At 63.9% G+C, this 24,169-nt stretch carries 22 protein-coding genes and 1 tRNA gene; 16 read left to right on the top strand and 7 right to left on the bottom strand.

Annotation, left to right across the window (positions count from 1 at the left end; all coding sequences use genetic code 11):
* The first annotated feature begins 5 nt into the window (after positions 1-5).
* From leuC to fdhD, 4 genes are all read left to right on the top strand, one after another.
* On the top strand, positions 6-1,415 hold the full coding sequence (gene leuC, locus FF124_RS00690; RefSeq protein WP_138746555.1) for a 3-isopropylmalate dehydratase large subunit: 1,410 nt from the start codon (positions 6-8) through the stop codon (positions 1,413-1,415).
* Between the two features lie 203 nt (positions 1,416-1,618).
* Positions 1,619-2,671, top strand: a complete 1,053-nt coding sequence (locus FF124_RS00685) for a 3-carboxy-cis,cis-muconate cycloisomerase (RefSeq protein WP_138746554.1) — start codon at positions 1,619-1,621, stop codon at positions 2,669-2,671.
* Positions 2,672-2,834: 163 nt separating this feature from the next.
* Positions 2,835-4,235: a MocR-like ectoine utilization transcription factor EhuR gene (gene ehuR, locus FF124_RS00680; RefSeq protein ID WP_138746553.1), complete on the top strand. Its 1,401-nt coding sequence runs from the start codon at positions 2,835-2,837 to the stop codon at positions 4,233-4,235.
* Positions 4,228-5,043 (top strand): formate dehydrogenase accessory sulfurtransferase FdhD, encoded by an 816-nt coding sequence (gene fdhD / locus FF124_RS00675; RefSeq protein ID WP_138746552.1) that lies wholly within the window; start codon positions 4,228-4,230, stop codon positions 5,041-5,043. Before ehuR ends, fdhD begins: the two co-directional genes overlap by 8 nt.
* 267 nt (positions 5,044-5,310) lie before the next feature.
* Here fdhD and FF124_RS00670 read toward each other — a convergent pair whose 3' ends face one another.
* Entirely contained in the window at positions 5,311-6,411 is a 1,101-nt protein-coding gene (locus tag FF124_RS00670) for a glycerol dehydrogenase (protein WP_138746551.1), read from the bottom strand.
* On the opposite strand from FF124_RS00670, the gene FF124_RS00665 reads away from it, so the two are divergent.
* Together FF124_RS00665 and FF124_RS00660 are read left to right on the top strand one after the other, a co-directional pair.
* Positions 6,395-6,715 (top strand): hypothetical protein, encoded by a 321-nt coding sequence (locus FF124_RS00665; protein WP_138746550.1) that lies wholly within the window; start codon positions 6,395-6,397, stop codon positions 6,713-6,715. The two genes, FF124_RS00670 and FF124_RS00665, sit on opposite strands and share 17 nt — an antisense overlap.
* 11 nt (positions 6,716-6,726) lie before the next feature.
* On the top strand, positions 6,727-7,302 hold the full coding sequence (locus FF124_RS00660; RefSeq protein ID WP_138746549.1) for a nucleotidyltransferase family protein: 576 nt from the start codon (positions 6,727-6,729) through the stop codon (positions 7,300-7,302).
* Positions 7,303-7,322: 20 nt separating this feature from the next.
* Here the strand turns inward: FF124_RS00660 and FF124_RS00655 are convergent, their stop codons facing one another.
* Positions 7,323-8,174, bottom strand: a complete 852-nt coding sequence (locus tag FF124_RS00655; RefSeq protein WP_138746548.1) for an IclR family transcriptional regulator — start codon at positions 8,172-8,174, stop codon at positions 7,323-7,325.
* 66 nt (positions 8,175-8,240) lie between these two features.
* Positions 8,241-9,953 (bottom strand): thiamine pyrophosphate-binding protein, encoded by a 1,713-nt coding sequence (locus FF124_RS00650; RefSeq protein ID WP_138746547.1) that lies wholly within the window; start codon positions 9,951-9,953, stop codon positions 8,241-8,243.
* Between the two features lie 181 nt (positions 9,954-10,134).
* On the opposite strand from FF124_RS00650, the gene FF124_RS00645 reads away from it, so the two are divergent.
* Positions 10,135-11,193 carry a lysine-2,3-aminomutase-like protein gene (locus FF124_RS00645; protein WP_138746546.1) on the top strand — a complete coding sequence of 353 codons (1,059 nt, stop codon included), beginning with the start codon at positions 10,135-10,137 and terminating at the stop codon, positions 11,191-11,193.
* On the opposite strand, the gene FF124_RS00640 is transcribed toward FF124_RS00645, so the two are convergent.
* Both FF124_RS00640 and lplAB read right to left on the bottom strand, forming a co-directional pair.
* Positions 11,175-12,077, bottom strand: a complete 903-nt coding sequence (locus FF124_RS00640; protein WP_138746545.1) for an N-acetylglucosamine kinase — start codon at positions 12,075-12,077, stop codon at positions 11,175-11,177. The two genes, FF124_RS00645 and FF124_RS00640, sit on opposite strands and share 19 nt — an antisense overlap.
* A 12-nt stretch (positions 12,078-12,089) precedes the next feature.
* Entirely contained in the window at positions 12,090-13,139 is a 1,050-nt protein-coding gene (lplAB, locus tag FF124_RS00635; RefSeq protein ID WP_138746544.1) for a lipoate-protein ligase LplAB, read from the bottom strand.
* A gap of 165 nt (positions 13,140-13,304) precedes the next feature.
* Here lplAB and FF124_RS00630 point away from each other — a divergent pair, with 165 nt between their 5' ends.
* Positions 13,305-14,789: a pyruvate kinase gene (locus FF124_RS00630; RefSeq protein WP_246072132.1), complete on the top strand. Its 1,485-nt coding sequence runs from the start codon at positions 13,305-13,307 to the stop codon at positions 14,787-14,789.
* Between the two features lie 128 nt (positions 14,790-14,917).
* Here the strand turns inward: FF124_RS00630 and FF124_RS00625 are convergent, their stop codons facing one another.
* Both FF124_RS00625 and FF124_RS00620 read right to left on the bottom strand, forming a co-directional pair.
* Positions 14,918-15,520, bottom strand: coding sequence for a sugar transferase (locus FF124_RS00625; protein ID WP_246072153.1), 603 nt, complete (start codon positions 15,518-15,520; stop codon positions 14,918-14,920).
* 513 nt (positions 15,521-16,033) lie between these two features.
* A tRNA-Gly gene (locus FF124_RS00620) sits at positions 16,034-16,108 on the bottom strand.
* Between the two features lie 478 nt (positions 16,109-16,586).
* On the opposite strand from FF124_RS00620, the gene FF124_RS00615 reads away from it, so the two are divergent.
* From FF124_RS00615 to FF124_RS00580, 8 genes are all read left to right on the top strand, one after another.
* Positions 16,587-18,176: a fucose isomerase gene (locus tag FF124_RS00615; RefSeq protein ID WP_138746543.1), complete on the top strand. Its 1,590-nt coding sequence runs from the start codon at positions 16,587-16,589 to the stop codon at positions 18,174-18,176.
* 121 nt (positions 18,177-18,297) lie between these two features.
* Complete coding sequence (locus FF124_RS00610) at positions 18,298-18,801, top strand: prolyl-tRNA synthetase associated domain-containing protein (RefSeq protein WP_138746542.1); 504 nt, start codon at positions 18,298-18,300, stop codon at positions 18,799-18,801.
* Positions 18,802-18,859: 58 nt separating this feature from the next.
* Positions 18,860-19,834 carry a thioredoxin gene (gene trxA / locus FF124_RS00605; protein WP_138746541.1) on the top strand — a complete coding sequence of 325 codons (975 nt, stop codon included), beginning with the start codon at positions 18,860-18,862 and terminating at the stop codon, positions 19,832-19,834.
* 17 nt (positions 19,835-19,851) lie between these two features.
* Positions 19,852-20,517: an LON peptidase substrate-binding domain-containing protein gene (locus FF124_RS00600; RefSeq protein ID WP_138746540.1), complete on the top strand. Its 666-nt coding sequence runs from the start codon at positions 19,852-19,854 to the stop codon at positions 20,515-20,517.
* 10 nt (positions 20,518-20,527) lie between these two features.
* Positions 20,528-20,716 (top strand): Trm112 family protein, encoded by a 189-nt coding sequence (locus FF124_RS00595; protein ID WP_138746539.1) that lies wholly within the window; start codon positions 20,528-20,530, stop codon positions 20,714-20,716.
* A 93-nt stretch (positions 20,717-20,809) separates the two neighbouring features.
* Positions 20,810-21,706, top strand: a complete 897-nt coding sequence (locus tag FF124_RS00590; RefSeq protein ID WP_138746538.1) for a hypothetical protein — start codon at positions 20,810-20,812, stop codon at positions 21,704-21,706.
* The gene (locus FF124_RS00585) at positions 21,691-23,088 is read left to right on the top strand and encodes a hypothetical protein (RefSeq protein WP_138746537.1); all 1,398 of its coding nucleotides are present in this window, start codon (positions 21,691-21,693) and stop codon (positions 23,086-23,088) included. Before FF124_RS00590 ends, FF124_RS00585 begins: the two co-directional genes overlap by 16 nt.
* Before the next feature lies 1 nt (position 23,089).
* Positions 23,090-24,148, top strand: a complete 1,059-nt coding sequence (locus FF124_RS00580) for a trypsin-like serine peptidase (RefSeq protein ID WP_138746536.1) — start codon at positions 23,090-23,092, stop codon at positions 24,146-24,148.
* Positions 24,149-24,169 lie beyond the last annotated feature (21 nt).

Here is a 24,169-nt window from a genome sequence, read left to right as displayed (position 1 = left end):
AAATCATGAGCAAGGCTCGCACAATCTACGACAAGATCTGGGACGATCATCTGGTGGACAGCCAGGATGACGGCACCTGTCTCATCTATATCGACCGCCATCTGGTCCACGAAGTCACCAGCCCGCAGGCCTTCGAGGGGTTGAGGCTCGCAGGCCGCACGGTTCACGCGCCGGCAAAGACGCTGGCCGTCGTCGATCATAACGTTCCGACCACGCCCGACCGCGTCAACGGCATCAAGAACGAGGAAAGCCGCATCCAGGTGGCGGCCCTTGCCCAGAATGCGCTCGATTTCGGCGTCGAATATTACTCCGAGAAGGATAAGCGCCAGGGAATCGTCCACATCGTCGGGCCGGAACAGGGCTTCACCCTGCCGGGCATGACGATCGTGTGCGGCGACAGCCACACCTCGACGCACGGCGCGTTTGGCGCGCTGGCGCATGGCATCGGCACGTCAGAGGTGGAGCATGTGCTCGCCACCCAGACGCTGATCCAGTCGAAGGCCAAGAACATGCTGGTGCGCGTCGACGGCAAGGCGCCGGAAGGCGTCACCGCCAAGGACATCATCCTGGCGATCATCGGCGAGATCGGCACGGCCGGCGGCACCGGCCACGTCATCGAATTTGCCGGCGAGGCGATCCGCGATCTTTCCATGGAAGGCCGCATGACCGTCTGCAACATGACGATTGAGGGCGGCGCCCGCGCCGGTCTGATCGCGCCGGACGAAAAGACCTTCGCCTATATCAAGGAACGCCCGCGCGCGCCGAAGGGCGAGGCCTGGGACCGGGCTGTCGAGTACTGGAAGTCGCTGACGACGGATGAGGGTGCGGAATATGATCGCGTCGTCACGCTCGATGCCGCCAACCTGCCGCCGATCGTCTCCTGGGGGTCCTCGCCGGAAGACGTGATCGCGGTGACCGGCGAAGTGCCGAACCCGGACGATATCGCCGACGAGACCAAGCGCGCCTCCAAATGGCGGGCGCTGAAATATATGGGGCTGACGCCCGGAACGAAAATCACCGATATCGAGATCGACCGCGTCTTCATCGGTTCCTGCACCAATGGCCGCATCGAGGATCTGCGCGCCGCTGCTGCCGTCGCCAAGGGCCGCAAGGTTGCCGATCGGGTCAATGCCATGGTCGTGCCGGGCTCGGGCCTGGTGAAGGAACAGGCGGAAGCCGAAGGCCTCGACAAGATTTTCCTCGAGGCCGGTTTCGAATGGCGCGAGCCGGGCTGTTCCATGTGCCTTGCGATGAATGACGACCGGCTGAAGCCGGAGGAGCGCTGCGCCTCGACATCGAACCGCAACTTCGAGGGGCGCCAGGGCTACAAGGGGCGCACCCATCTGGTCTCGCCCGCAATGGCAGCAGCCGCCGCCATCGAAGGCCGGTTCGTCGATATTCGCGACTGGAAGTAATGCGCGACGCAGCGGGTTTTGCGAAGGCGGCCATCGGCCGCCTTCTTGCTATGCGGGCCGCTGGAACGCGGAAAACAGGGCTTCGCCCTTGCGCTTGTCGCGCCATTGTCGCAATGTGAGGTCGGTGCCGGTCTTCACCGCACCCGTGTCGGTCGGGATGGTTCCGCCCTCCTGCTGTTTCCAGTAGCAAGCGATCGCAATCCATGAGTTATTCTGCTTTTGATCATCCCGTGCTTTCGGGCCTGGTGGGCGACGACGAGGTTGCCGCCTTCTTTTCGCTCGATGCGGAAATCAAGGCCATGCTGGCCTTCGAGGCCGCCCTTGCCGAGGCCGAGGCCCGCGCCGGCGTCATTCCGGAAGCGGCCGCGAAGCGCATTGGCGAAGTCTGTGCCTCCTTTTCACCGGATATCGAGGCGTTGAAGATCGCGACCGGTCGCGACGGCATCGTCGTGCCCGATCTCGTGCGTCAGCTCCGCGCGGCCGTAGGCCCGGATGCGGCGGACCATGTGCATTTCGGCGCGACCAGCCAGGATGTCATCGATACCTCTTTGATGATGCGGCTGTCGGCGGTGTCGACGCTCCTGATCGACCGGCTAGATCATCTTTTCCAGCGCATGGAAACGCTCGATTCACGCTTTGGCGAACGCAGGCTGATGGGGCGCACACGCATGCAGCCGGCGATGCCGATCACCGTTTCCGACCGGTTGCGCTCCTGGCGCGAGCCGGTTCTTTATCTCAGGCAGTTTCTCTTGAGGCTCGACGGACAGCTCTTTGCCGTGCAATTCGGCGGCGCGGTCGGCACACTGCATCGTTTGCCGGATGAGGCTGTCGAGGTCCGGGCCATGCTGGCCGATCTTCTTGGCCTGATCGACGCGCCGCAATGGCAGAACCAGCGCAATGTGATCGCCGAATTCGCCTCCGCCATGTCGCAGATCACCGGCAGCCTCGGCAAGTTCGGCCTCGACATCGCGCTGCTTGCCGAGATGGGCGAGGAAATCGAGCTTTCCGGCGGCGGGGAATCCTCCGATATCGAAGGCAAGCGCAATCCGGTGACGGCCGAGGTGCTGGTGTCGCTGTCGCGTTTCAACGCGGCGCAGCTTGCGGCCATGCATATGGCGCTGGTGCATGAGCAGGAGCGCTCGGGCGCCGCGTGGACGCTGGAGTGGCTGACCTTGCCGCAGATGGTGGCCGCCGCCGCCGCCTCGCTGAAGCTGTCGGACTGGCTTTGCACCAAGATCGAGAGCCTCGGCACCTGACCGGGTTTTCACAGTGCCTTAACCAATTGCACTGATTTTGGCCGCCGCCGCCAGGGGGCAGGGCAGAAGATGTTCTGCAATTCAATAGCTTGTGTCGCGATGTCGATGCGCTCGTTCCCGCCTGACCTATTGTCAATTGATATGATTTGCCGCACGATGGGGCATGACCAAATGGCGTCCCAATCCGAGGCTGATCAAGCGACCGGCCTATCTTTCCATTGCCGAACAGATCGCCGGCGCTGTCCGCGACGGCCTGCTGATCGACGGCATGCGGCTGCCGCCGCAGCGGCAGATGGCGGCTGACCTGAAGATCTCCGTCCAGACCGTCTCCCGCGCCTATGAGGAGCTGTCGCGCCGGGGGCTCGTTACCGGCGAGGTGGGGCGCGGCTCCTATATCAAGGCGTCGTCGAGTGCGCCTGAGCGGCCGCATCTGACGGAAGGAACGTCCGGCGTCGTTGATCTCTCGATCCTGAAGCCGGTCTGCGAGAGCCGCAGTCTTGGCCGGTTCCGCAATGCCTTTGCCGAGCTCGGCGCGACCATGCCGCCGGATCTCGCCTTCTCGATGATCCCGAACGCGCTGTTCCGGCGCTACCGGATGGCGGGCGTCAGCTGGCTGGCGGCCTGCGGCCTGAAGGCTCCGCCGCACGGCGTTACCGTCACCAACGGTTCCAGCGATGCGATGACGGCGGCCTTCATGAGCGTTGCCCCGCCCGGTTCGGCCATGGCGGCGGAGGATCTCACCCATCCGATGGCGCGGCCGCTTGCCGGCTATCTCGGCATCGACCTCGAATCGGTCCCTACGGACGCAGAGGGGATCCTGCCTTCGGCGCTTGAGGCGCTTGCCGCGCGCAAGCGGCTGAGGGCGATCTTTCTGCAGCCCTCGGCCGCCGGACCGCGCGGCACGGTGACGAGCGCGCCGCGTCGGCGGGCGATTGCCGGGATCGCGCGCAGGTTTGATCTTGCGATCATCGAGAACGACGTGCTCGGGCCGCTGGTGGAAAACCGGCCGCCGCCGCTCGCGGCCTTTGCCCCGGAGCGCACGCTCTACATGACAGACCTGTCGAAGAATACGATCCCCGGCCTTAGATGCGGGTTTCTGGTCGCTCCCGACCGGTATGCGGCCGTCGTTTCAAACCGCTACCTTGCCGCCAACTGGATCGCGACCCCGGTGATGGCCGAGATCGCCAGCCGCTGGATCGTCGACGGCACGGCGATGGAGCTGGTCAACTGGCAGCGCATGGCGCTGAAGCGTCGCCGCGCGATCGCCGACAAGGAACTCTCCGGCATTGCCTGCGCCATGACGCCGGGAGCGCTTCATGTGTGGATCCCGCTGCCCGAAGGCACGAACGAGGCCGCCTTCGTCGATCGCGCCCGCCATCGCGGCGTTGCTGTTGCCGCCGGCAGTTCGTTCCGCGCCGGGCGCGAACCCACTGCCCCCGCAATCCGCGTGGCGCTCGCCGCCTCGTCGGAAATCGAGCTTTCGTCGTCGCTTGCGCTGATTGCCGCCATGCTTCAGGGGGAGAGCAAGCCGCGCCGCGCCGCCAGAGTGGCGGAAAATGGCTGAGGAGGAACTGCCCGCAGCTCGTCCACTGAAGCCGCTTTTTTCCGTCGGCAGCCGGAAGACGGCCGGCGGTTTTCAATCGCTCGCCGCCGAAACGGCCGTGGCGCTCAGCTATGGCGGCTCCTCCCTTGCCGTGCTGATGGCGACCCCTGCCGACCTTGTCGACCTCGCCTATGGTTTCAGCCTGACGGAAGGCATTGCCTGCCGTCCCGACGAAATCCTTGGCGTCGAAACGGTTCCGTTTGCTTCCGGCATCGATCTGCAGATTGCGCTTGCGGAAGACCGCTCGGCCGCCCTCGCCGCGCGTCGCCGTTCGATGGCGGGCCCCGTCGGCTGCGGGCTTTGCGGGCTGGAGAGCATTGACGCCGCCATGCGTCCGGTGCCGATCGTTGAAGGCGATGATTTCACGATGTCGACCGTTGATGTGGATGCGGCGGTTACGGCCCTTTCTCAACATCAGCCGCTCTTTGCGCAAACGCGCGCCGTTCATGGGGCAGGCTTTTTCAGGCCGGGCACCGGCATGCTTGCGGTGCGTGAGGATGTCGGCCGCCACAACGCGCTCGACAAGCTGATCGGCGCTCTTTCCCGAAAGGAAGAGACGGCTGCACGCGGCGCCTTCGTCGTCACCAGCCGGCTGTCCGTGGAAATGGTGCAGAAGGCGGCGATCGCCGGCGCGCCGGTGCTGATCGCCGTCTCGCAGCCGACCGCGCTTGCTGTCGAAACGGCGGAGAGGGCGGGGATCACGCTCGTCGCCAGCGCTCGCGGAGACGGGTTCTCGGTGTTTTCCCACGGTCGCCGGATCACGCATTGAGGGCCGGGCGCCTGGCCTGGCCGGATTTTCGGTGACGCTCTTGAAGCCGTGTCGCTCCACGAAATATCGTCATGCCGGCCTTGAGCCGGCATCCAGGGCGGCACGAGAGGGACAGAAGATCACGTCTGAAGAGAGTCTAAAATGAACCGTCTATCACTTGGCCCTGGACCCCGGCTCAAGGCCGGGGTGACGGGATAGGGATGCTGGTGTGCCTCATCCGTGCGAGCCGGGCTTAACGCCCGGCCCTTGAAACGCCCGATCGGCGCCTCACGCGGCGAGCCGTTTCGCCTTGCGGCTTCGTCCCTCGGCGTCGGCGGATCTGATGGCGGCGACGACGTCTTCGGGCTTTACGGAGCCGGGCACATTGCCCATCGTGTCGGCCGGGTCGCAGGCAAGCTTCGCGACCTTCAGAAGGTCGGCGTCGCTGGCATCGCCGATGCCGATATCCGCAAGCGTTATCGGCAGGCCAATCGCCTCCGAGAAGCCGTAGACGGCCTCGACGATCTCGCGCGGGCGTTTCGTCAACATCACGAGCGCCTGCGTGCCGATCGCGACCTTCTCGCCGTGCCAATAAGCATGCGTGCCGGGAAGCGCCGTGAGACCGTTATGGATCGCATGCGCGCCGGAAAGGCCGCCGCTTTCAAAGCCGAGGCCGGAGAGCAGCGTGTTGGCCTCCACCACCCGTTCGAATTCGGGCGTCACGATCTTCTGCGAGGCCGCCGCCTTGGCCGCCGCACCATCGGCGAGCAGGGTGTCAAAGCACATGCGGGCAAGGCCGTAGGCGGTCATCGAGCCGATCCGGCCGGTCATGTTGGGGCTTTGCGTATGGCGGCAGTCCTCGGCCTCGAAAAAGGTCGAGAGCGCGTCGCCCATGCCGGCGACGAACAGGCGCACCGGCGCGCCGACGATCAGTTGTGTGTCGACCAGCACGACATCCGGGTTTTTCGGCAGGACCAGATAGCGCTTGAAGGCGCCTTCCGCCGTGTAGATCACCGAAAGCGCCGAGCAGGGCGCATCGGTGGAGGCGAGCGTCGGCACGATGACGACGGGAAGGCCCGCCGCATGGGCCACGGCCTTGGCCGTATCAAGCGCCTTGCCGCCGCCGATGCCGGCGATCACATCGGCGCTTTCAGCCGCGACGCGCTTGCCGATGCGCGCAATTTCCTCGTCCGAGCATTCGCCGTTGAATGCCTCCACGGCGATTGCCGCCTCTTCGCCGCCGCTGACGGCATCGCGCACCAGCGCCATCACGCCCTTGTCGATGATGGCAAGCGCTTTCGTGCCAAGCCGGGCAATCTCCGCGTCAAGCTGGCCGATAGCATTGGCGCCCTGGACATAGCGTCCGGGAAAAATGGTTGTCGAGATCATTGTGAGCCTCCAATCTTTGCCGCGGTTGATCCGCGCACAGCATGATCGGACGCGCCGACAGGCGCTGCCGGTCACGACGTCAGGAAAGACCCGCAATGCGGCCATTTCAAGCAAAAAATCCGGAAATTTGTTGTTTTATTTCAATTGCTTTTTGGCAATTTGCCGGCACGTCTGCGGCACCTTGACAGCCATCAGGAAACCGGTGCGGGAAGTGCTGCGAAAATCGACCCGCCACCCTATCGGAGCTTGCAATCGTCAGATTTTCCGCCAAGCTTCTCCTACAGGGTCCGGGCGCCGGACCTGAAGAGGACTTCGATGGACGACCAATGCGCGCGGCTTGCGGCCGCTCTCTCGGAAAGCCCGCTGCTTTCACCCATTCTGGAGAATTTCGACCGGATCGACCTGCCGGATTGCTGGCTGGTCGCCGGAGTTCTGGCGCAGACGATGTGGAACCGGCGCTTCGGCTACGCCCCGGGCCACGGCATCGCCGATATAGACATCGTCTATTTCGATCCGAACGACCTTTCCGAACGCGGCGAAGCGCGCGAGGCGGCGCGGGTCAGGGCCATGTTCGAAGGCGTCCCCGCCTGGATCGACGTCAAGAACCAGGCCCGCGTGCATCTTTGGTATTGCGAACGCTTCGGCTATGGCATCGAGCCCTATGACAGCGTTTCGGAAGCGATCACCACCTTTCCGGCCACCGCCACCTCTGTCGGAATGCGGCCTGTCGGTGCGCGCTGGCAGTGCGATGCGCCGTTCGGCCTTGCCGACCTGATGAATGCCACCGTCAGGCCGAACAAGACCCAGGCCTCGCGCGAGGTCTACGAAAACAAGGCCGAGCGCTGGCTGGCGCTGTGGCCGGAACTCACCGTGATCGAATGGGATGAGTGAGGCCGATCGAGACCGGGGCCTCAGAAATTGACGCCGGAAAGGGCGGAAATCTCCTGGGCGGCGCGCATCAGCATCGGCAGATGCGTGGCTTTCAGCTTCTCCTCCGGCAGGTTACGGGCATTGCCGCCCACGCTCAGCGTGTAGATGTCGCCGGTCATCGGGGCATGCAGGACCACGCCGATGGCATTGTGGTCGGGCACCCATTCGCCGAAGGATTCCGAATAGCCGGTCTGGGCCATGCGTTCGAGCGCGGCCTCAAGCGCCGGCTTCTTCTGCGCCTCCCAGGCCTTGCCGTGAACGTCCTTCAGTAGCGTGAAGGCCGCTTCGCGTTCTTCCCCGGAAAGCGCAAAGAGATAGGCCCGTCCCGGCGCGCTTTCGGCAAGCGGAATGCGGGAGCCGACATTGAGGTTGAGCGCCACCGCCGTCGGCCGGCGCACCAGTTCGACGAACATCATCTCCGCCCCGTCGCGCACGGAAAGCGCGACGACGCAATCGCCATTGGCCGCGAGCTGATCCATATGCGAGCGCACCAGCTCGCCGAACCCGAACCGGCCGATCGCGGCATAGCCGAGGGTGAGCACCTCGTTGGAGACGGCGTATTTGCCGTATTCGGGCATGTAGCGCAGATAACCGAGCTTGGTCAGCGTGCCAAGCAGGCGCGACACGGTGGTCTTGTGCAGGCCCGTGCGCTCGGCAAGCGCCTGCGTGCCGAGAACCTTGTCCTCGGCCCGGAAGGCGCGCAGAATGGACAGTCCCCGCGCCAGCGAGCTGACGAAGGGGCGTTCCTCGTTGATGGCGGCGGCCCCGATATCCTGCCGGGGGCGGCCGCGCCGCTTGACCGGCTGGCCGCTATTGTCGTTTTCCTCGCTCATTGTGCCTGTTTAGCCCATCACATGCCCATCTGTCATTTGGTTTCAGGGCCGCATGCAATGGCTCTTCTATTTCAGCGAAACATTGTCCGGCAGGTCGTCATAGTCGGAGCAGTCGCGATGGCTGGCTGCCGGATCGACCTTGACGTCGAGCACCACTGGGCCGCCGCGTTCATGCGCTTCCCGCAGTGCGTCGCCGATCTGGTCGGCGTCCGTCACCGTCATGCCGGAGCCGCCGAGACCTTCGGCCACCTTGGCAAAGTCATGATCGCCGAAATTGACGCCGATCGCCTTGTTGCCGAGATTGTCGCGCACCATGCCGAGGCCGGCATTGTTGGCGACCACATAGACCACGTCGAGGTTCTGTTCGGCGGCCGTCGCGATCGCATCCATGGTCATGACGAAACCGCCGTCGCCGATCACGCCGGTCACGCGCTTTTCCGGGCAGGTGACCTTGGCGCCGGTCGCCGCCGGCGTCGACCAGCCCATGCCGCCGATCCCGCCGGGGGCGACGAGCTGGTGCGGGGATCGCAGCGGCAGCGATGACGTTGCCCATATGCGGTTGGTGCCGGCATCGAGCGTCAGGAGGTCGTCTGGGGTCAGGAAACCGTCGAGCCCGCGCATGATGTCTGCGTAGTGCACCGTGCCGGGTCGGGTCTTGTAATGCGGCAACGCGCCATAGCGGTTTTCGGTCTTCAGCGCGGAGATGAAATCCTTGCGCCGCTCGGCCGTCGCCTGATCGACGCCGGGGCGGTCGAGAAGGAAGGATACGACATCGGCGACATCGGCGGTCACCGCCATGTCCACCGGCAGGACCCAGCCCGCCTGCAGCGGATCGATGTCCACCTGGATGATTTTCTGCTCGCCCGGCCGCATCATCTTCTCGTCGCGGAAACGGGTATATTCCGGCCCGAGGCTGCAGCCGAGCACGAGGATCAGGTCTGCGGCCTGAACCATGCGGTTGGCGGATTTTGCCGCCCAGTTGCCCATCATGCCGACGGCGACGGGTGTGGTCTCATCGATCGTGCCCTTGCCGTGATAGCTGGAGGCAACCGCTATGCCCTCGCGATTGGCAAGGCGCGACAGCTTCTCGCCCGAGCGGCTCATATAGATGCCGTTTCCTGCAATGATCACCGGCCGTTTCGCGCCCTTCAGCGCTTCGGCGATGGCGGCAAGCGCATCGCCGTCGGGCTTCATCGGGGTCGAACGCAGATAACCCTCGGTCGGATAGAGTTTCGCGCGCGGGTGGTCGGGCACGTCTTCCTTGATGATATTGGTGCGCATGACCACGGCGGCCGGGCCCTGGCGGGGGGTGGCAGCGTGCTTGACGGCAAGCTGGGTGCCGTAGATCGCCTCCTGCGGGGTCGTCGCGTAGGTGGCGTATTTGGTCATCGTCTTCATCACGGCAAAGGCGTCGCCCGCGCCATAGTCGCCGGTCATGGTCTGGTAGACGCCGTGCTGAGCAAAGCCGTCATAGCAGGACGTGTCGGTGAGCACGACCATGGGCGAGGAGGAGAAATAGGCCTCCAGAATGCCGAAAGCGCCGGTCGAGGAAGCAAAGGGTCCCTGCGCCATCAGCAGGCCGGGGCGGCCGGTAAGCTTGCCTGCGACCTGGGCCATGATCGAGGCCGACTGTTCCGAGCGCGCCAGCACCAGTTCGAACTCGTCCTTGCGGTCGAAAAAGGCCGGCAGCGACCAGGTGATGCCAAGGCCCGGCAGGGTGAAGCCGCGCGTGATTCCGGCCTCGATGAATGTTTTGATGACGCCTTCATTGGTTTTCATGGATGTCCTCCCAATCGTTCCCGCAAACTAGATCATCCATTTAATTCTGCCAAGCGCAATTATGTAGTGATATGTGAATTTATTAGCGACACGAACGCACCCTTTGTTTTGACGGTCGGATGGCGTAGAAGGCGGGTCGGAAAAGGCAGGACCTTGCAGAATGACGGGCGGTGCGGCTGAGATGACGAAGAGCGGTGCAAAAGCGGTGGTGAGTGCGGCCGGTCTTGTGCGCCACGGTCTGGCCCATCCGGATGACAGCGCCGCGCTTGAGGCTGTGGCGGAAAACTTCCGCATCCGCATTCCCGCCCATGTGCTGGAGACGCTGGACGGTGCTCCCGCAGACGACCCCTTGCGCGCCCAGTATGTGCCGGATGCGCGCGAGCTCGATCATCATGAGGATGAAAGCGAGGACCCGATCGGCGATCAGGTTTTCGAGCGCGTAAAGGGCATCACCCATCGCTATCCCGACCGCTTGCTGCTGAAGCCGACCCATAGCTGCCAGGTCTATTGCCGCTTCTGTTTCCGCCGCGAGAGCGTCGGCAAGCCGGAGGCCGCGCTTGACGGCGCGGAGCTGGAGGCCGCGCTTGACTATATCCGTGCGCATGAGGAGATCTTCGAGGTGATCCTCTCCGGCGGTGATCCCCTGGTGCTCTCCGACCGACGGCTCGGGTCACTGATGGAGGCGCTCGGTGATATCGCCCATGTCGGCGTCATTCGCTTCCACACCCGCGCGCCGCTGGTCTCCCCCGAACGCGTAAGCGAAAATCTGGTTTCGGCGCTGAAACGGGCGGGAAAGACGGTCAACATCGTCATCCATGTCAACCACGTTCGCGAACTGACGGATGTGGTGAGGGCGGGGCTTGCCCGGCTCGCCGACAGCGGCATGCCGCTGTTCTCGCAGACCGTGCTGCTGAAGGACGTCAACGACGATGCGGAGACGCTTGCCGCCCTTTTCCGCGCGCTTTTGACGAACCGGGTCAAGCCCTATTACCTGCATCACCTCGACCACGCGAAGGGCGTCAGCCATTTCGCCGTGCCGATCACGCGCGGGCAGGCGATCATGCGGGCGCTTCGCGGCCGGGTTTCAGGCCTTTGCCTGCCGACCTATGTCCTCGATATTCCGGGCGGCCACGGCAAGGTGCCGGTCGGGCCTGTCTATCTGGAAGAGCTGGAAGCAGCAGGCGACTATCAGGTCGAGGATTACCTGGGCGTGCGCCACCGCTATTCGGACTGGCGCTGAAAGGCGCGGCGCGCCAGTTCCGCCGCGCCCTCTGCGATATCGGCCTTGGGAAACAGCGCGACGCCGTTGAGCTTATCCGCAATCGTCTCTCCGATCACCGGCGAGAGACGCAGAACGCCGCCGACAAAGGCGACAGGCAGGTCGCCGGCGCGGGCGATCAGAATATTGCCGAGCCGCGCGATTTCGCGGCCTGCCTCTTCCAGAAGGTCTTGCGCATACGGGTCGCCGGAATCAGCGGCCCTGGCGACGGCCAGCGAAAGCGCGCCGATCCGCCCCCGGTCGCCGCCATAGACAAGGCGCTTGACGTCTGCCCAGTCATCGCTGCCGATCATCTCGAAAACCTGTGCGGCAAGGCCCGCCATCTCGCCATATGCGCCGTCTTCGTCCACCCTGCGGTAGAGCGCGCGGATGGCAGCCAGTGCAATCCATCCGCCCGAGCCCGCGTCATCGATCATCAGCCCGCGGCCGCCGATGCGAAGCCGTGAACCATCCGCCCTGAAATGGCTGCCGATGACGCCTGTGCCGGCCGAGACCAGGTGGCCTTCGCCGGGCGCAAACAGAACGCGACAGGCCAGTTCGATATCATCGCAAAGGGTGAGACGGTTGGGCAAGATACCGGTTGTTTGCGTGAAGAGCGCGGCGATGTCGTCAAGGGCTTCCGGCCCGTAGCCGGAAAGCCCGATCATTGCGGCATCGAGGGGATGCGGCAGGCTTGCGCCGATGCGCCTGAAACTTGCCTCGAGGCGGGCCCGGTCGTCCGGCGCGGCAAGGAGCGCGCTCGCGCCGGGAGCGGTGCCGCGCCTGACGGGGCTTCCCGCCGCATCGACCAGGACGAAGCGGGCGCCCGTACCGCCGATATCGCATCCGAGGTAGAAGCCGCCCATCGTCGCAAGCCTTTACGGGATCGAAGCCAGCCATTCCGGCGTCGCGAACTTCTCGTCCGCCAGCGCCTCGGCCGCCTTGTATTCCTCCGGCGTCACCTTGCCGTCGCGCCCGCCGTTCAGGTCCGTGAAGGTCGCCTTCATCCGGTCGATCACCGCCCGGCGATCGAGCCCGGTCTGGCTGCGGACGGGATCGACGCGCTTGGCCGCACTCTTGGTGCCCTTGTCGGAGAGCTTTTCCCGGCCGATCCGCAGCACCTGCATCATCTTGTCGGCGTCCATGTCATAGGCCATGGTCACGTGGTGCAGCACGGTGCCGCCGCCATAGCGCTTCTGCGCGGCGCCGCCGATCTTGCCTTTCGAGCTCGCAATGTCGTTGAGCGGCTTGTAGAAGGCATCGACGCCCAGATCATTGAGCGCCTTCAGCACCCAGTTGTCGAGAAAGGCATAGCTGTCGGCAAAGCTCATGCCGTCGACCAGTTCGCCCGGCGCATAGAGCGAATAGGTGATCGCGGTGCCCGGCTCGACGAACATCGCCCCGCCGCCGGTCACCCGGCGCACCGTCTGAACGCCGAGCCTTTCGGTCGCTTCCAGATCCACCTCGTTCTTCAGAGACTGGAACGCGCCGATGATGATGGCTGGTCGCTCCCATTCCCAGAAGCGCAGCGTCGGCGCGCGACGGCCTTCGGCAACGGCGCGCGCGAGAACATCGTCTATGGCGAGATGCATGGCCGGGGTCTCAGCGCCGGTGTCGATGATTTCCCATTCGAAATCGCGCCAGGTCTTGGCAACGCCCAGCGCCCGGCGCACGGCGATCGCCACCGATTCCAGGCTGAAGCCGATCAGGGCGGCATCGGGCCTCAACTTCGCCTTCAGCGCCGCGACCATCGTCTCGGCCGAACTTGTCGCCGGCAGGCCTTCAAGGGCGTCGCAGAGGTCGGAAAGCGCCTCCGGCGGCTCGAGGAAGAAGTCGCCGGCGATCTGGACGCTGGAAAGCCTGTCGTCGCGCAATTCGACGTCGGCGACCACCAGCTTGCCGCCGGGAACCTTGTATTCGCCATGCATGGTGTGAAACTCCTGCCTTGCATTCAACAGCCGGAAAACCGGTCGCCCTTCCATAGACCCGCCCGTCCGTCTCGCGCAAGCCGGACCGCCCCCATGATCCCTGTCATGGAATGGTCGTGAAAATCGGTCTATCTGGTGACGGGAAGAGAAAGGGAGGAGTAGGTCATGGTTGCCTTCGAGCATTTTGCCGACATGGACGATGTCTGGGGCCTGACGGAGCGCGTGGAAAGCCTGCGCGACCTGGTGGCAAACGAGGCGCGCCCGATCTTGCAGGGTTTCGGACCGGAGGCGGCTTCGCTGCCGGGCATCGTCAATCTCGCGCATTACCTGGCGCTCCGCCATCACGATGTCCGTCCGCTGCAGCGCGCGCTGATGCGCCACGGGCTTTCCTCGCTTGGCCGGCTGGAGAGCCGGGTTCTGCCCACGCTCGATGCCGTGCTTGTCGCCCTTGCGGCGCGGGCCGGACGGCAAAGCCCCGTGGCGTTGCCATCGTCGGACGCGTTCTTCGCCGGCGAGGCGCGGCTGGAACAGGCCACCGACCTGATGTTCGGCCCGCCGCCCGCCCATCGGCGCAGCCGCATCATGGTGACGCTCGCAAGCGAGGCGGCGGAAGACCCGGCTTTCGTCGCCGATCTCGTGCGCCGCGGCATGGATATCGCCCGCATCAACTGCGCCCATGACGGACCGGAGGCCTGGCGGGCCATGGCGAAGCATGTGCGGGCGGCGGGCGATGCGGCCGGGCGGCGCATCGCCGTGCTGATGGATATCGCCGGCCCCAAGATCCGCACCGAACAGGTCCTGCTCGCCGAACGCAAGCTGAAGGCCAATGTCGGCGACCGCATTCGCCTCGTGGCCTCGGGCGAGCCATCGCTTTTCGATGATGTCCGTTTTGCCGTCAGCGTATCGCTGCCGGAAATGGTGACGCGGCTGAAGGTCGGTGACCGGGTGCTCTACGACGACGGCAAGCTGCAGACCGTGGTGACAGAGGTTGGCGACGGCATGGCGGTGATCAGGGTTGAACGCGCCAAGGCAAACGGCGCGCGGCTGAAGCCCGAGAAAGGTATCAACCTGCCCGATACTGCCCTCGGCCTTTCACCGCTCACGGCCAAGGACGAGGGCGATATTTCGACCGTGGTCGAATGCGCCGATATGGTCGGCTATTCCTTCGTCTCGCGGCCGGACGACCTCGACCTGCTCGACCGGGAACTCGGCGCCGGCGGCAACGGCAATCCCGGTCTCGGCGTCGTCGCCAAGATCGAGCGGCCCGAGGCGGTGAAGAACCTGCCGGCGCTTATTGCGCGCGCGGCCGGAAAAAGGGAGTTCGCCGTGATGATCGCGCGCGGCGATCTTGCCGCCGAAATCGGCTTCGAACGGCTTGCGGAGATGCAGGAGGAGATCCTGTGGATCTGCGAGGCGGCCGGCGTGCCGGTGATCTGGGCGACGCAGGTTCTGGAAAACCTGGTCAAGTCCGGCGTGCCCTCGCGCGGGGAGATGACCGATGCGGCTATGGGCGCGCGGGCCGAATGCGTGATGCTGAACAAGGGGCCGGCGGTGGGCGAAGGGGTTTCGACGCTCGATACGCTGCTCGCCCGCATGGACGAGCATATGTTCAAGAAGACGCCGGAGCTGCGGGCGCTGAAGAGTTGGTAATGGGCTGCCCTGCCCCGGCAGGCGAAAGCCGCCGACGCAGGACGCCGGCGGCTTGTTGTCGAAGTCTTTGTCGGCAGAGATAGCGGGCCGGATCGAATTCTTTGCGTGTCCGGTATGGCCGCCCGGACCTAAAACCCGGTGCCGCGGCCCACTTCCGAGCGGATCGTCGCCAGAAGGATCTGCATGTCGAGCATGAAGCTGTAGTTCGACACGTAATAGAGATCGCACATGATCCGGGCGCGCGCCTCGCCGCGCCGTGTCGTCGGTCCGCGCCATCCGCGGATCTGGGCGAGACCGCTCAGGCCCGGCCGCATGACGTGGCGCTGGTGATATTCCGGCACCAGTTCCTCAAACAGCATGCCGCTTGCCAGCATGCCGACGGCGTGGCAACGCGGGCCGATCAACGACATGTCTCCACGCAGGACATTGAAGAGCTGCGGCAGCTCATCAATATTCGTGCGCCGCAAAAAGGCGCCGATCTTGGTGATGCGCGGGTCGTTCTCGACTGTCTGCTTCACGCCTGTCTTGTCGCCGAGGTCGTTGCGCATCGAACGGAACTTGAAGATGTTGATCTTCTTGCCGTAACGGCCCCAGCGCACCTGGCTGAAAAAGACCGGGCCGGGGCTGTCAAGTTTGATGAGCACCGCCACAACAAGAAAGAGGGGTGCAAGCGCAACCAAAGCGCCAAAGGAAATGGCGATATCGAACAGGCGCTTGAGCGCCAGCTGCAGTTTTCGTTTCCCGGAATTGTCAGAAAAAACAAGCTCGTGGCCAAATGCCCGACGGGGCAATGAGGTCATCTCCTGAATATGGGCCGTGGGGGAGGCCTGAAAATCCGCCGCGCTCACTGAAGCACCCTCTGTGTTTGCAATCGCTTATATTGTTAAGATGAATTGAATGTATCCTGTTCTAACCCGTCTTGGCGGAAAAGTCATTAGCTGATGCCGCATTTTTGATCTGCTTTCGCCGCAAACGGAACAGACGGAACTTGACGTTAACTGGAGAAAGCGGCCCTTTCCTGAAGTCTTGGCGACGATTTATTTGTAGAGTACTGGATTTGTTGTTCTTTTTGGATTTCGTCAATATTGGCGCGCGGACGGCGCGCAAACGCGTTCAGACTGAGGCATGCAACAGCCGAATGGCAGGTCTTCCGGATCGGCATGACTGCGCCGCAGCGGCAGAGCCGGACAGCCCTCGGAGCCAAAGCCCAAAATAACCGAAGCTGGTCAACTGAGGAGGGAAACTGGAGCGGGCGAAGGGATTCGAACCCTCGACCCCAACCTTGGCAAGGTTGTGCTCTACCCCTGAGCTACACCCGCTCACAAGACCGGTCTGGGGTAAGTCGGTGACCGGCGGTGTCACCATGTCGGCGACGAGGGCGTATATGGCCTAACCCGATTTCAAATGCAACAGGCAAATGACGGATTTCTGCTTTTTTTTGCGGGTTGAAAATAGCCTATCAATTTCAGTTCCTTAGCAGTGTGGTCGTGGCAATCCCTGAAGGGAGCCGGATTCCGGTGGTCGGGACATCATCCGCCAGGGCGCCGAGTGCCGTCGAACAACGCGTGCCTGGTACATCGTCGGGCGAAGCGTCTGCGCAGCGCCATGGTCCTCGGACAGGCATTTTCGGGGTCGCCCTTTCTGTCTGGACAAGCCGCTTTTCTGGCGCTAACAAGGTTGCTGACACGAATTTGCAAGCAAAAAATGCCGGTTTGCCGTTGTTTTGACATACGCCGCCGCACAGACGGCCAGAGCGCGGCAAGACCTTGTTGAAGAGATAATCGGGAGGATATGAAGATGACCGAGATCATGCTGGTGGCCAGCGGCGACCTGCGCGAGAGCGCCAATACCAAATGCTGGCCAACGCAGAAGGCGATGGAGGACAAGCTTGCCGCCGTCGTTGCCGAAATGGGCCACACGCTGAAGCGCGCCCATCCGGTCAAGCCAGAGGGCCACGGCTTCATCGCCACCCAGCGCGAGGGCATGGATGTGTTCCGGACGATCGAGCCGCATGCGCCGATCATCGTGGCGGAGGCCGTCTGGCAGTATTCGCATCACGTTCTGCCGGGGCTTTCCTCGCACAAGGGGCCGATCCTGACGGTCGCCAACTGGTCGGGACAGTGGCCGGGTCTCGTCGGCCTTTTGAACCTCAACGGGTCGCTGACCAAGGCCGGCATCGCCTATTCCTCGCTCTGGAGCGAAAGTTTCGAGGATGATTTCTTCCGTTCTGGCCTGAAGAGCTGGCTCGAGAGCGGCACCATCGCCCACGACGAAAGCCATGTCCGCCCCTTCGACGCAACGGCCGTGCCCGCCGAACTCGCAGGTCTTGCCGATGACATCGCCGCCGATATGGCCGGCAACAAGGTGATCATGGGCGTCTTCGACGAGGGCTGCATGGGCATGTACAATGCCATCATCCCCGACGAGATGCTGATGCCGATCGGCGTGTTCAAGGAGCGGCTGTCGCAGTCGGCGCTCTACCATGCGACCAAACAGGTTCCCGAAGAGGAAGCGCGCGCCGCCTATCAGTGGATGCTCGACAAGGGCATGACCTTCCATTTCGGCTCCGACCCGAAGGAGGAACTGACCGAGGATCAGGTCATCGATCAGTGCCGCATGTATATCGCCGCCGTCCGGCTTGCCGATTTCTTCGGCTGCGAGGCGATCGGCATTCAGTACCAGCAGGGCCTGAAGGACCTGTTGCCGGCCTCCGATCTGGTCGAGGGCATGCTCAACAATGACGACCGCCCGCCGGTGGCGCGCGCAGACGGTTCGATCATCCGAGAGGGTCAGGCGATCGTGCATTTCAACGAGGTCGATGAATGCGCCGGGCTGGATGCGGTGCTGACCAATCGCCTGCATCGCGCGCTCGGCCAGCCGGTGGAGACGACGCTGCACGACCTGCGCTGGGGCGACGCCGACAAGTCCGGCTCGCGCGACGATTTCGTCTGGGTGTTCGAGATTTCCGGCGCCGTGCCGCCTGCCCATCACGAGGGCGGCTGGGCCGGTTCGGAAAGCTATCGTCAGCCGTCCATGTTCTTCCCCTTCGGCGGCGGCACGTTGAAGGGCTATGCCAGGCCCGGCGAGATCGTCTGGAGCCGCATCTTCGTCAAGGACGGCGCGCTTCACATGGATATCGGCCGCGGCCAGGCGGTCAAGCTGCCGGCGGAAGAATGCGAGCGTCGCAGCCGCGCCACGGATTATCCCTGGCCGATCATGAACGCGGTGCTGACCGGTGTTTCCCGCGACCAGATGATGGCCCGCCACAAGGCGAACCACATTCAGGTCGTCTATGCGCTTTCGGCCGAAGACGCAGACAAGGCGATGATGGCCAAGGCGGCTCTGGCGGCGAAGATGGGCATGACGGTCAGCCTTTGCGGCGTCTGAGGTCGCCCTCATCGGCATTAACGCAATGGCTCCGCGCAAGCGGGGCCATTGTTGCATTTGGGCCTGAATGGTGGTGAAACAGGCGCGATCATTCTCACGTCCTTGCAAAGTGCCAGCCGCCATGACCGAGACCAAGACCGCCGACGATCTCTTCGCCTTCCTCGACGAACTCGGGATCACTTACGACAACCGCGAGCACCGCGCGGTCTTTACCGTTGCCGAGGGCGATGATCTGCGCGCGGAAATTCCGGGCGGCCACACCAAGAACCTGTTCGTCAAGGACAAGAAGAGCCGCTATTTCCTGCTCACCGTCGAGGAATATGCGACGGTGGATCTGAAACAGGTGCATAATCTGATCGGCGCATCGGGCCGGGTCTCCTTCGGCAAGCCGGACGCGATGATGGATTATCTCGGCGTCGAGCCGGGATCGGTCACCGCACTTGGCGCGATCAACGACACGGCGCATCAGGTCACCTTCATCCTCGACGCGGACCTGATGGAAAACGAGATCATCAATTGCCACCCCTTGCGCAATACGGCGACTACATCGATCGGCCGCGATGATCTGCTGCGCTTCATCCGGGCGACCGGGCACGAGCCGCTTGTCTTGAAAGTGACGGCGTGACACACGATCTACAAACGAAGACAGGAATTGGCCCTTCGGGCCGGACGGGGAGATAGTGATGAGCGGTTTTGACAATCCATATGGCGGTTCCTTCGGTGGCCAGATGAACGTATCGGCCAACGGCGCTTCCAACGGCGCAACGCCGCCCGGCGGGCTGATCAAGGACACGACCACGGCCGATTTCGGCAAGGATGTCATCGAGGAATCGCGCACCCAGCCCGTGCTGGTGGATTTCTGGGCGCCCTGGTGCGGCCCGTGCAAGCAGCTCGGTCCAGTCATCGAGAAAGCCGTGACGGCTGCCGGCGGCAAGGTCAAGCTGGTCAAGATGAACATCGACGATCACCCGGCCATCGCCGGCCAGCTCGGCATCCAGTCCATTCCCGCCGTCATCGCCTTCTCCAACGGCCAGCCGGTGGATGGTTTCATGGGCGCTGTGCCGGAAAGCCAGGTGAACGAATTCATCAACAAGCTCTCCGACAAAAGCCCCTCCGAACAGGACCGCAAGGCCGAAATCGCCTCGGCGCTCGATCAGGCCGAACAGCTTCTGGCGGAAGAAAAGCTGCAGGAGGCCGGCCAGCTTTTTGCCGCCGTCATGCAGGCCGACCCGGAAAATCCGAAGGCGCTCGCCGGCATCGGCCGCTGCATGGTTGCCGCCGGTCAGCTCGATCGCGCCAAGCAGGTGCTCGAGCAGGTGCCGGAAGAACTCAAGGACGACGACGCCATCAAGGCGCTTTCCGCCCGCATCGAGCAGATCGAGGAGGCCCGCAAGTTTGGCGATCCTGCAGAACTCGAGCATGCGCTTGCGCTCAATGCCGATGATCACGCCGCCCGCATGAAGCTTGCCAAGGTGCTGAATGCCGAAGGCAAGCGCGACGAGGCGGCCGAGCACCTTCTGACGATCATGCGCAAGGACCGCGAATTCGAGGATGACGGCGCGCGCAAGCAGCTGATCGCCTTCTTCGAGGCCTGGGGTCCGAAGGACCCGGCGACGATCGCCGCGCGCCGCCGGCTGTCGACGATCCTGTTTTCGTAAGGCGAGGAGGCGGACCGGTGCAGGTTGGCAATGCCCGATATCTGACGCGGAAGGATCTGCCGGAGGTGGTTCCGGTGTTTCCGCTGACGGGCGGGCTGTTGTTGCCGCAGGGGCAATTGCCGCTCAACATTTTCGAACCGCGCTATCTGGCGATGGTCGATCAGGCGATCTCGGGCAACCGGCTGATCGCCATGGTCCAGCCCGCCCATCATGACGAGACGCTGAACGTCAACGACGTCACGCCGCTTTCCAATATCGGCTGCGTCGGCCGGGTCACCTCGTTTGCCGAGACCGGCGACGGGCGCTATCTCGTGGCGCTGACCGGCATCTGCCGCGTCCGGCTGATCGAGGAGGTGCGCACGGCAAAACCCTTCCGCAGTTTCGAGATCGCGCCCTTCATGGGCGATCTCAATCTGGAGGCGCAGGAGGAGAGCGTCGACCGCGCCGCGCTTCTGGAGGCCTTCAGGGATTATCTCGAGGCAGAGGGGCTTGAGACCGAGTGGGAGCATATCGAACAGGCGAGCAATCTGACGTTGGTGAATTCACTCTCCATGATGGCGCCCTTCGGCCCGGCGGAAAAACAGGCGCTTCTGGAGGCGCCGGACCTGAAAACCCGCGCCGAACTGTTCGTCGCGATTATCGAATTCGCGCTTGCCGGCGATCCCGGCGACAAGCTGCAATAGGCAACCGGCCATGGCCAAGAAGGATGCCGGGATCGATCCGAAAATGCTGGAGCTTCTCGTCTGCCCGGTGACCAAGGGCAGGCTCACCTATGATGCCGAGCGCCAGGAGCTCGTCTCGCAAAAGGCGCGGCTTGCCTATCCCATTCGCGACGGCGTGCCGATCATGCTCGCATCCGAGGCCAGGCCGATCGAGGTTTAAGCATTCGGAAAGCCTGGTTTGCACTGAACCGCTTCACCACTTGCTGACAACCGGGCGCTCGACTAGTTTCGGTCGCAGCAGGGGTTAAAGGCGATGGCGCGTGTGCATATCGAAAGCCCGGCCGGAGACGAATTCTATCCGGCCAGGGTGGAAAGAGCCTATTTCAGGCTGGGTGATCCGATCATCAGCGGCGATCCGCTTTATGATCTGGAGACGGCGAACGGCCGCTCGTTTCATGTGCGCGCCAGCGAGAGCGGCAAGGCGGTTACCGCGCCGCTTGCCGTGGGCGCGACCCTTCTTCAACGCGAAAGCCTGCTGGAGATCGAGGTGATGGCGCCGGAAGAAGGGCCGGTCGCTCCGCAAGTCGTCGCTCCCGCGCCGCAGCGTTCCTCTTCAAGGCGCGTCGATCTTCACACGCCCGTCGACAGCGAGCTCTACCCCGCCAATGTGATGAAGGTTCATGTCGAACCCGGCGGTCGCGTCGACCGCCACAGCGTGCTCTACACGATCGAGGCAGCCACGGGCGCGGTGGTCGAGCTTCAGGTCCCGCTTGCGGGACGGATCCTTTCCTCCAATGATGCCCGCAACCTGACGCGTCAGCGCGCGATCGCCGTGATCGAGCCCGATGAGGACGACCCGCTGGCTGCCGCTCTCGGAACCGCGGGCGGCGTCTATCTGCTAGCCGGCGGCGCGCAGGCCGGCGGCGAGGACGAGGCCGAATACGGCGAGCCGCAGACAGCGGCTCTCCCGCTATCGGAAAAACGGTCGCGCCGCTGGTGGACGATCGGCTTTCTCGCAGGGCTCTGCGCGATTGCCATTGTCGCGGCCGCAAGCTGGTATGTGCTGAGTTTCGTGCCCTATGAGCTGGATGAGGCCTATGGCGACAGCTATTACGGCCAGCGCGTCAACGGCGCGCCGCTTGGGGGAAAACGTCGGCTTTTCATCTCGGACGAACAACAGAGGGAATTTGAGTCATGGCTCGATTCCTGACTTCCGGCCGGCCCGTGACGGGCGAAACCAGGCAGCAGGCAAAGACAGTCCACGGCCTGCCGGCGCTGGTTTTCCTGCTTTTTCTGGCCCTTCCGGTTATGGCCTTCGCTCAGGACAATCCACGCATTGTCGAGGCCGGGGCCGAGCGGTACGAAGCGACCTTCCGCAATCCGCTTGTCGGCGAAGACCTGGCGCCGGCATCGACCGTGACGCTTGACTGGAATGCCGAACTGGAGATGGGCCTTCTTTACGACGAGCCCGTGTTTTCGACCCGGTTTCGCTATGACGTGACGGACTACCGCCTTCAACTGCCCACGCTTGGTCCCGGCGCGGTCCAGCTCTGGACGCCGCAGGGCGAGGACGGCGGCGCGGCTTTGCCGGAAGGCGCGCCGCTTGTCCAGCCCTATGCCGTCAGGCTGGTGTTCCGCTTCTATGCCCCGAGCCAGAATGCCTATGTCGGGTTGGCGCAGGTGATCGAGGCTCCCGGTCTTCCGGGCGAATGGGCCTTCAACATGCCGTCAAGCCCTGACTGGGGACGGACCTTTGTCTGGGAGAGCGGCATCGCCAAGGGCGACTGGGTCAAAGCGGAAACGGCGAAGGCGATCTGGAACGGGGATTTGCGGGCCGAGGGTGCGCGGCTTGACGCGATCAACTGGTCGACGGCGGATTTCATGGCCTTTCTTGCCGAAAACAACCTGCGCAACCGGGCGATCGCAACGGCCGAAGCGGTCAACCGCCTGCTCTCGGGGGCGGCCCGCAGCTTCGGCTACGAGGTTTTGTCGCTGCGCGAGGACCCGAAAGCCTATGATCAGCCTGCCTTCAGGCCCCGGATATCGCTTCGGCTTCTGCGCAAGTATGAACGATTGCTGAGCCTGCCGCAAAGCCTGAAACAGGGCGATGCGACGGCCTATGACGAGGCGCGCGAGGAAGCGCGCGCGATCATGGCGCTGATGGAGGACGATGCGGCTTCCTACGCCGATCCCGGGCCGCTGCGCGCCGACCTGCCGCGCGGCGCGGCGATCGATTTGGGGGATGACGGGCTGCAGCCGGTTTTCGTCGAACTGCCGCTCGCCTTCACGCTGATCGACAATGGCCGCGAGGATGTCGATCGCGTGGAGCTGACGATCAGCGACAGCACCGGGGTCGTCTCGTCCGAGATTGTCGATCTTCTGAACGGCGGCACCCGTTTCGAACCATCGGTTGCGCCCGGCCCCGTGCGGATCGCGGTCAAGGCGCTGAGCGAGGGCGCGCTGGGGCAGAATACCTGCACGATCCAGCTGCATTCAACCGTCGTCAAGGGGCCGGGCGAGCAGGAATACAGCCTCAGGGCCGGCGAAACGGCGTCGCTTCTCGTCTTTGCCGAAGCGCCGCAGGGAGAGTGATGTGAGCCGTTTCTCGTTGAAGCCGATCCACCGTCTTGCCACCGGGTTTTCCGTGCTCCTTCTTTGCCTTTTCGCGCTGCCCGTTTCCGCGCAAACGTCCGTGGAGCCTGTCAAGGCGCTTGATGCGCCGGACCGGGCCATGGCGGCCATCGTGACGGGCGTCAGCGATATTGTCTGCAGCGCGACCGTCATCGGTCCGCGTCATGTGCTGACGGCAGCAGCCTGCGTGATCGACCCCGATACGGACCAGGTTCTGGCCGACCGGCAGGTGATCCCGCGGGTCGACCTGGACGACGGCTATATCCCGGCTTCGCGGCGTTTCATCCGGCGCGTCTTTCTGCCTGTGGACGAGGCGCCCTTCGGACCGGCGGCCCGTTTTGACGGCAAGCTCGCCATTGTCGAAACAGTCGAGCTTGTGGAGCATCCCCCCTTCAGCGCCGAGACCGACGAGGCGGCTTTCGACCGGCGGGAGACGGAAAGGGACGACGGCTTCCTGGCCATCCGCTTTTACGATCGCGCGACCGGCGGCCAGATGACGACGCCGGCCTGTGCGGCGCTCTCCATTGCGCCGGGCGACATGATGGCGATGAACTGTGACCTGCCGGAAGGAGCCTCGGGTGCGGCAATTCGCGTGGCCGCCGGCATTACCGGGCTTTATCTTTACCCGGGCGAGGGACGCTATATCGGCAAGGCCGAGATCGAGGCGATCGGCCGGGTGGTCACAGGCGCCGGTTCGCCCTTTTTCCGCGCCATCGAGGCCACGCCCGACCTGTTCATCGCCTTCGTTCTCAGCAATCGCTGCGACGCGCCGATCGACTACAGCCTGCGCTATCGCCCTGTCGGCGGCGGCGATTTCACGGCTGTTTCCGGCCGGATCGAACCCGACGAGCGCCGTTTTGTCGACCTGATGACGGATAATGGCGTCGTCTATATGCGCGGCACCGCCAAGGATGGCGCGCTCGTCTGGGATGGCGGCCGCGTCTTCGAGGACGGCCGCTATTTCGATATCCGCATCAACAGCTGGGGCGACTATTTCCATTCGCTGAGCTGCGACGAGTAGCGGTGCGAGGCTTTTTCCGGC

The organism is Martelella lutilitoris (assembly GCF_005924265.1).
GTDB lineage: Bacteria > Pseudomonadota > Alphaproteobacteria > Rhizobiales > Rhizobiaceae > Martelella > Martelella lutilitoris.
This window is presented reverse-complemented; position numbering and strand designations above follow the sequence as displayed.

Excerpts from the sequence above, each read along its gene's own strand:
- leuC (WP_138746555.1), top strand. The coding sequence starts at position 6 with ATGAGCAAGGCTCGCACAATCTACGACAAGATCTGGGACGATCATCTG.
- FF124_RS00685 (WP_138746554.1), top strand. The coding sequence starts at position 1,619 with ATGAGTTATTCTGCTTTTGATCATCCCGTGCTTTCGGGCCTGGTGGGC.
- ehuR (WP_138746553.1), top strand. The coding sequence starts at position 2,835 with ATGACCAAATGGCGTCCCAATCCGAGGCTGATCAAGCGACCGGCCTAT.
- fdhD (WP_138746552.1), top strand. The coding sequence starts at position 4,228 with ATGGCTGAGGAGGAACTGCCCGCAGCTCGTCCACTGAAGCCGCTTTTT.
- FF124_RS00665 (WP_138746550.1), top strand. The coding sequence starts at position 6,395 with ATGGTTGTCGAGATCATTGTGAGCCTCCAATCTTTGCCGCGGTTGATC.
- FF124_RS00670 (WP_138746551.1), bottom strand. The coding sequence starts at position 6,411 with ATGATCTCGACAACCATTTTTCCCGGACGCTATGTCCAGGGCGCCAAT.
- FF124_RS00660 (WP_138746549.1), top strand. The coding sequence starts at position 6,727 with ATGGACGACCAATGCGCGCGGCTTGCGGCCGCTCTCTCGGAAAGCCCG.
- FF124_RS00655 (WP_138746548.1), bottom strand. The coding sequence starts at position 8,174 with ATGAGCGAGGAAAACGACAATAGCGGCCAGCCGGTCAAGCGGCGCGGC.
- FF124_RS00650 (WP_138746547.1), bottom strand. The coding sequence starts at position 9,953 with ATGAAAACCAATGAAGGCGTCATCAAAACATTCATCGAGGCCGGAATC.
- FF124_RS00645 (WP_138746546.1), top strand. The coding sequence starts at position 10,135 with ATGACGAAGAGCGGTGCAAAAGCGGTGGTGAGTGCGGCCGGTCTTGTG.
- FF124_RS00640 (WP_138746545.1), bottom strand. The coding sequence starts at position 12,077 with ATGGGCGGCTTCTACCTCGGATGCGATATCGGCGGTACGGGCGCCCGC.
- lplAB (WP_138746544.1), bottom strand. The coding sequence starts at position 13,139 with ATGCATGGCGAATACAAGGTTCCCGGCGGCAAGCTGGTGGTCGCCGAC.
- FF124_RS00630 (WP_246072132.1), top strand. The coding sequence starts at position 13,305 with ATGGTTGCCTTCGAGCATTTTGCCGACATGGACGATGTCTGGGGCCTG.
- FF124_RS00615 (WP_138746543.1), top strand. The coding sequence starts at position 16,587 with ATGACCGAGATCATGCTGGTGGCCAGCGGCGACCTGCGCGAGAGCGCC.
- FF124_RS00610 (WP_138746542.1), top strand. The coding sequence starts at position 18,298 with ATGACCGAGACCAAGACCGCCGACGATCTCTTCGCCTTCCTCGACGAA.
- trxA (WP_138746541.1), top strand. The coding sequence starts at position 18,860 with ATGAGCGGTTTTGACAATCCATATGGCGGTTCCTTCGGTGGCCAGATG.
- FF124_RS00595 (WP_138746539.1), top strand. The coding sequence starts at position 20,528 with ATGGCCAAGAAGGATGCCGGGATCGATCCGAAAATGCTGGAGCTTCTC.
- FF124_RS00590 (WP_138746538.1), top strand. The coding sequence starts at position 20,810 with ATGGCGCGTGTGCATATCGAAAGCCCGGCCGGAGACGAATTCTATCCG.
- FF124_RS00585 (WP_138746537.1), top strand. The coding sequence starts at position 21,691 with ATGGCTCGATTCCTGACTTCCGGCCGGCCCGTGACGGGCGAAACCAGG.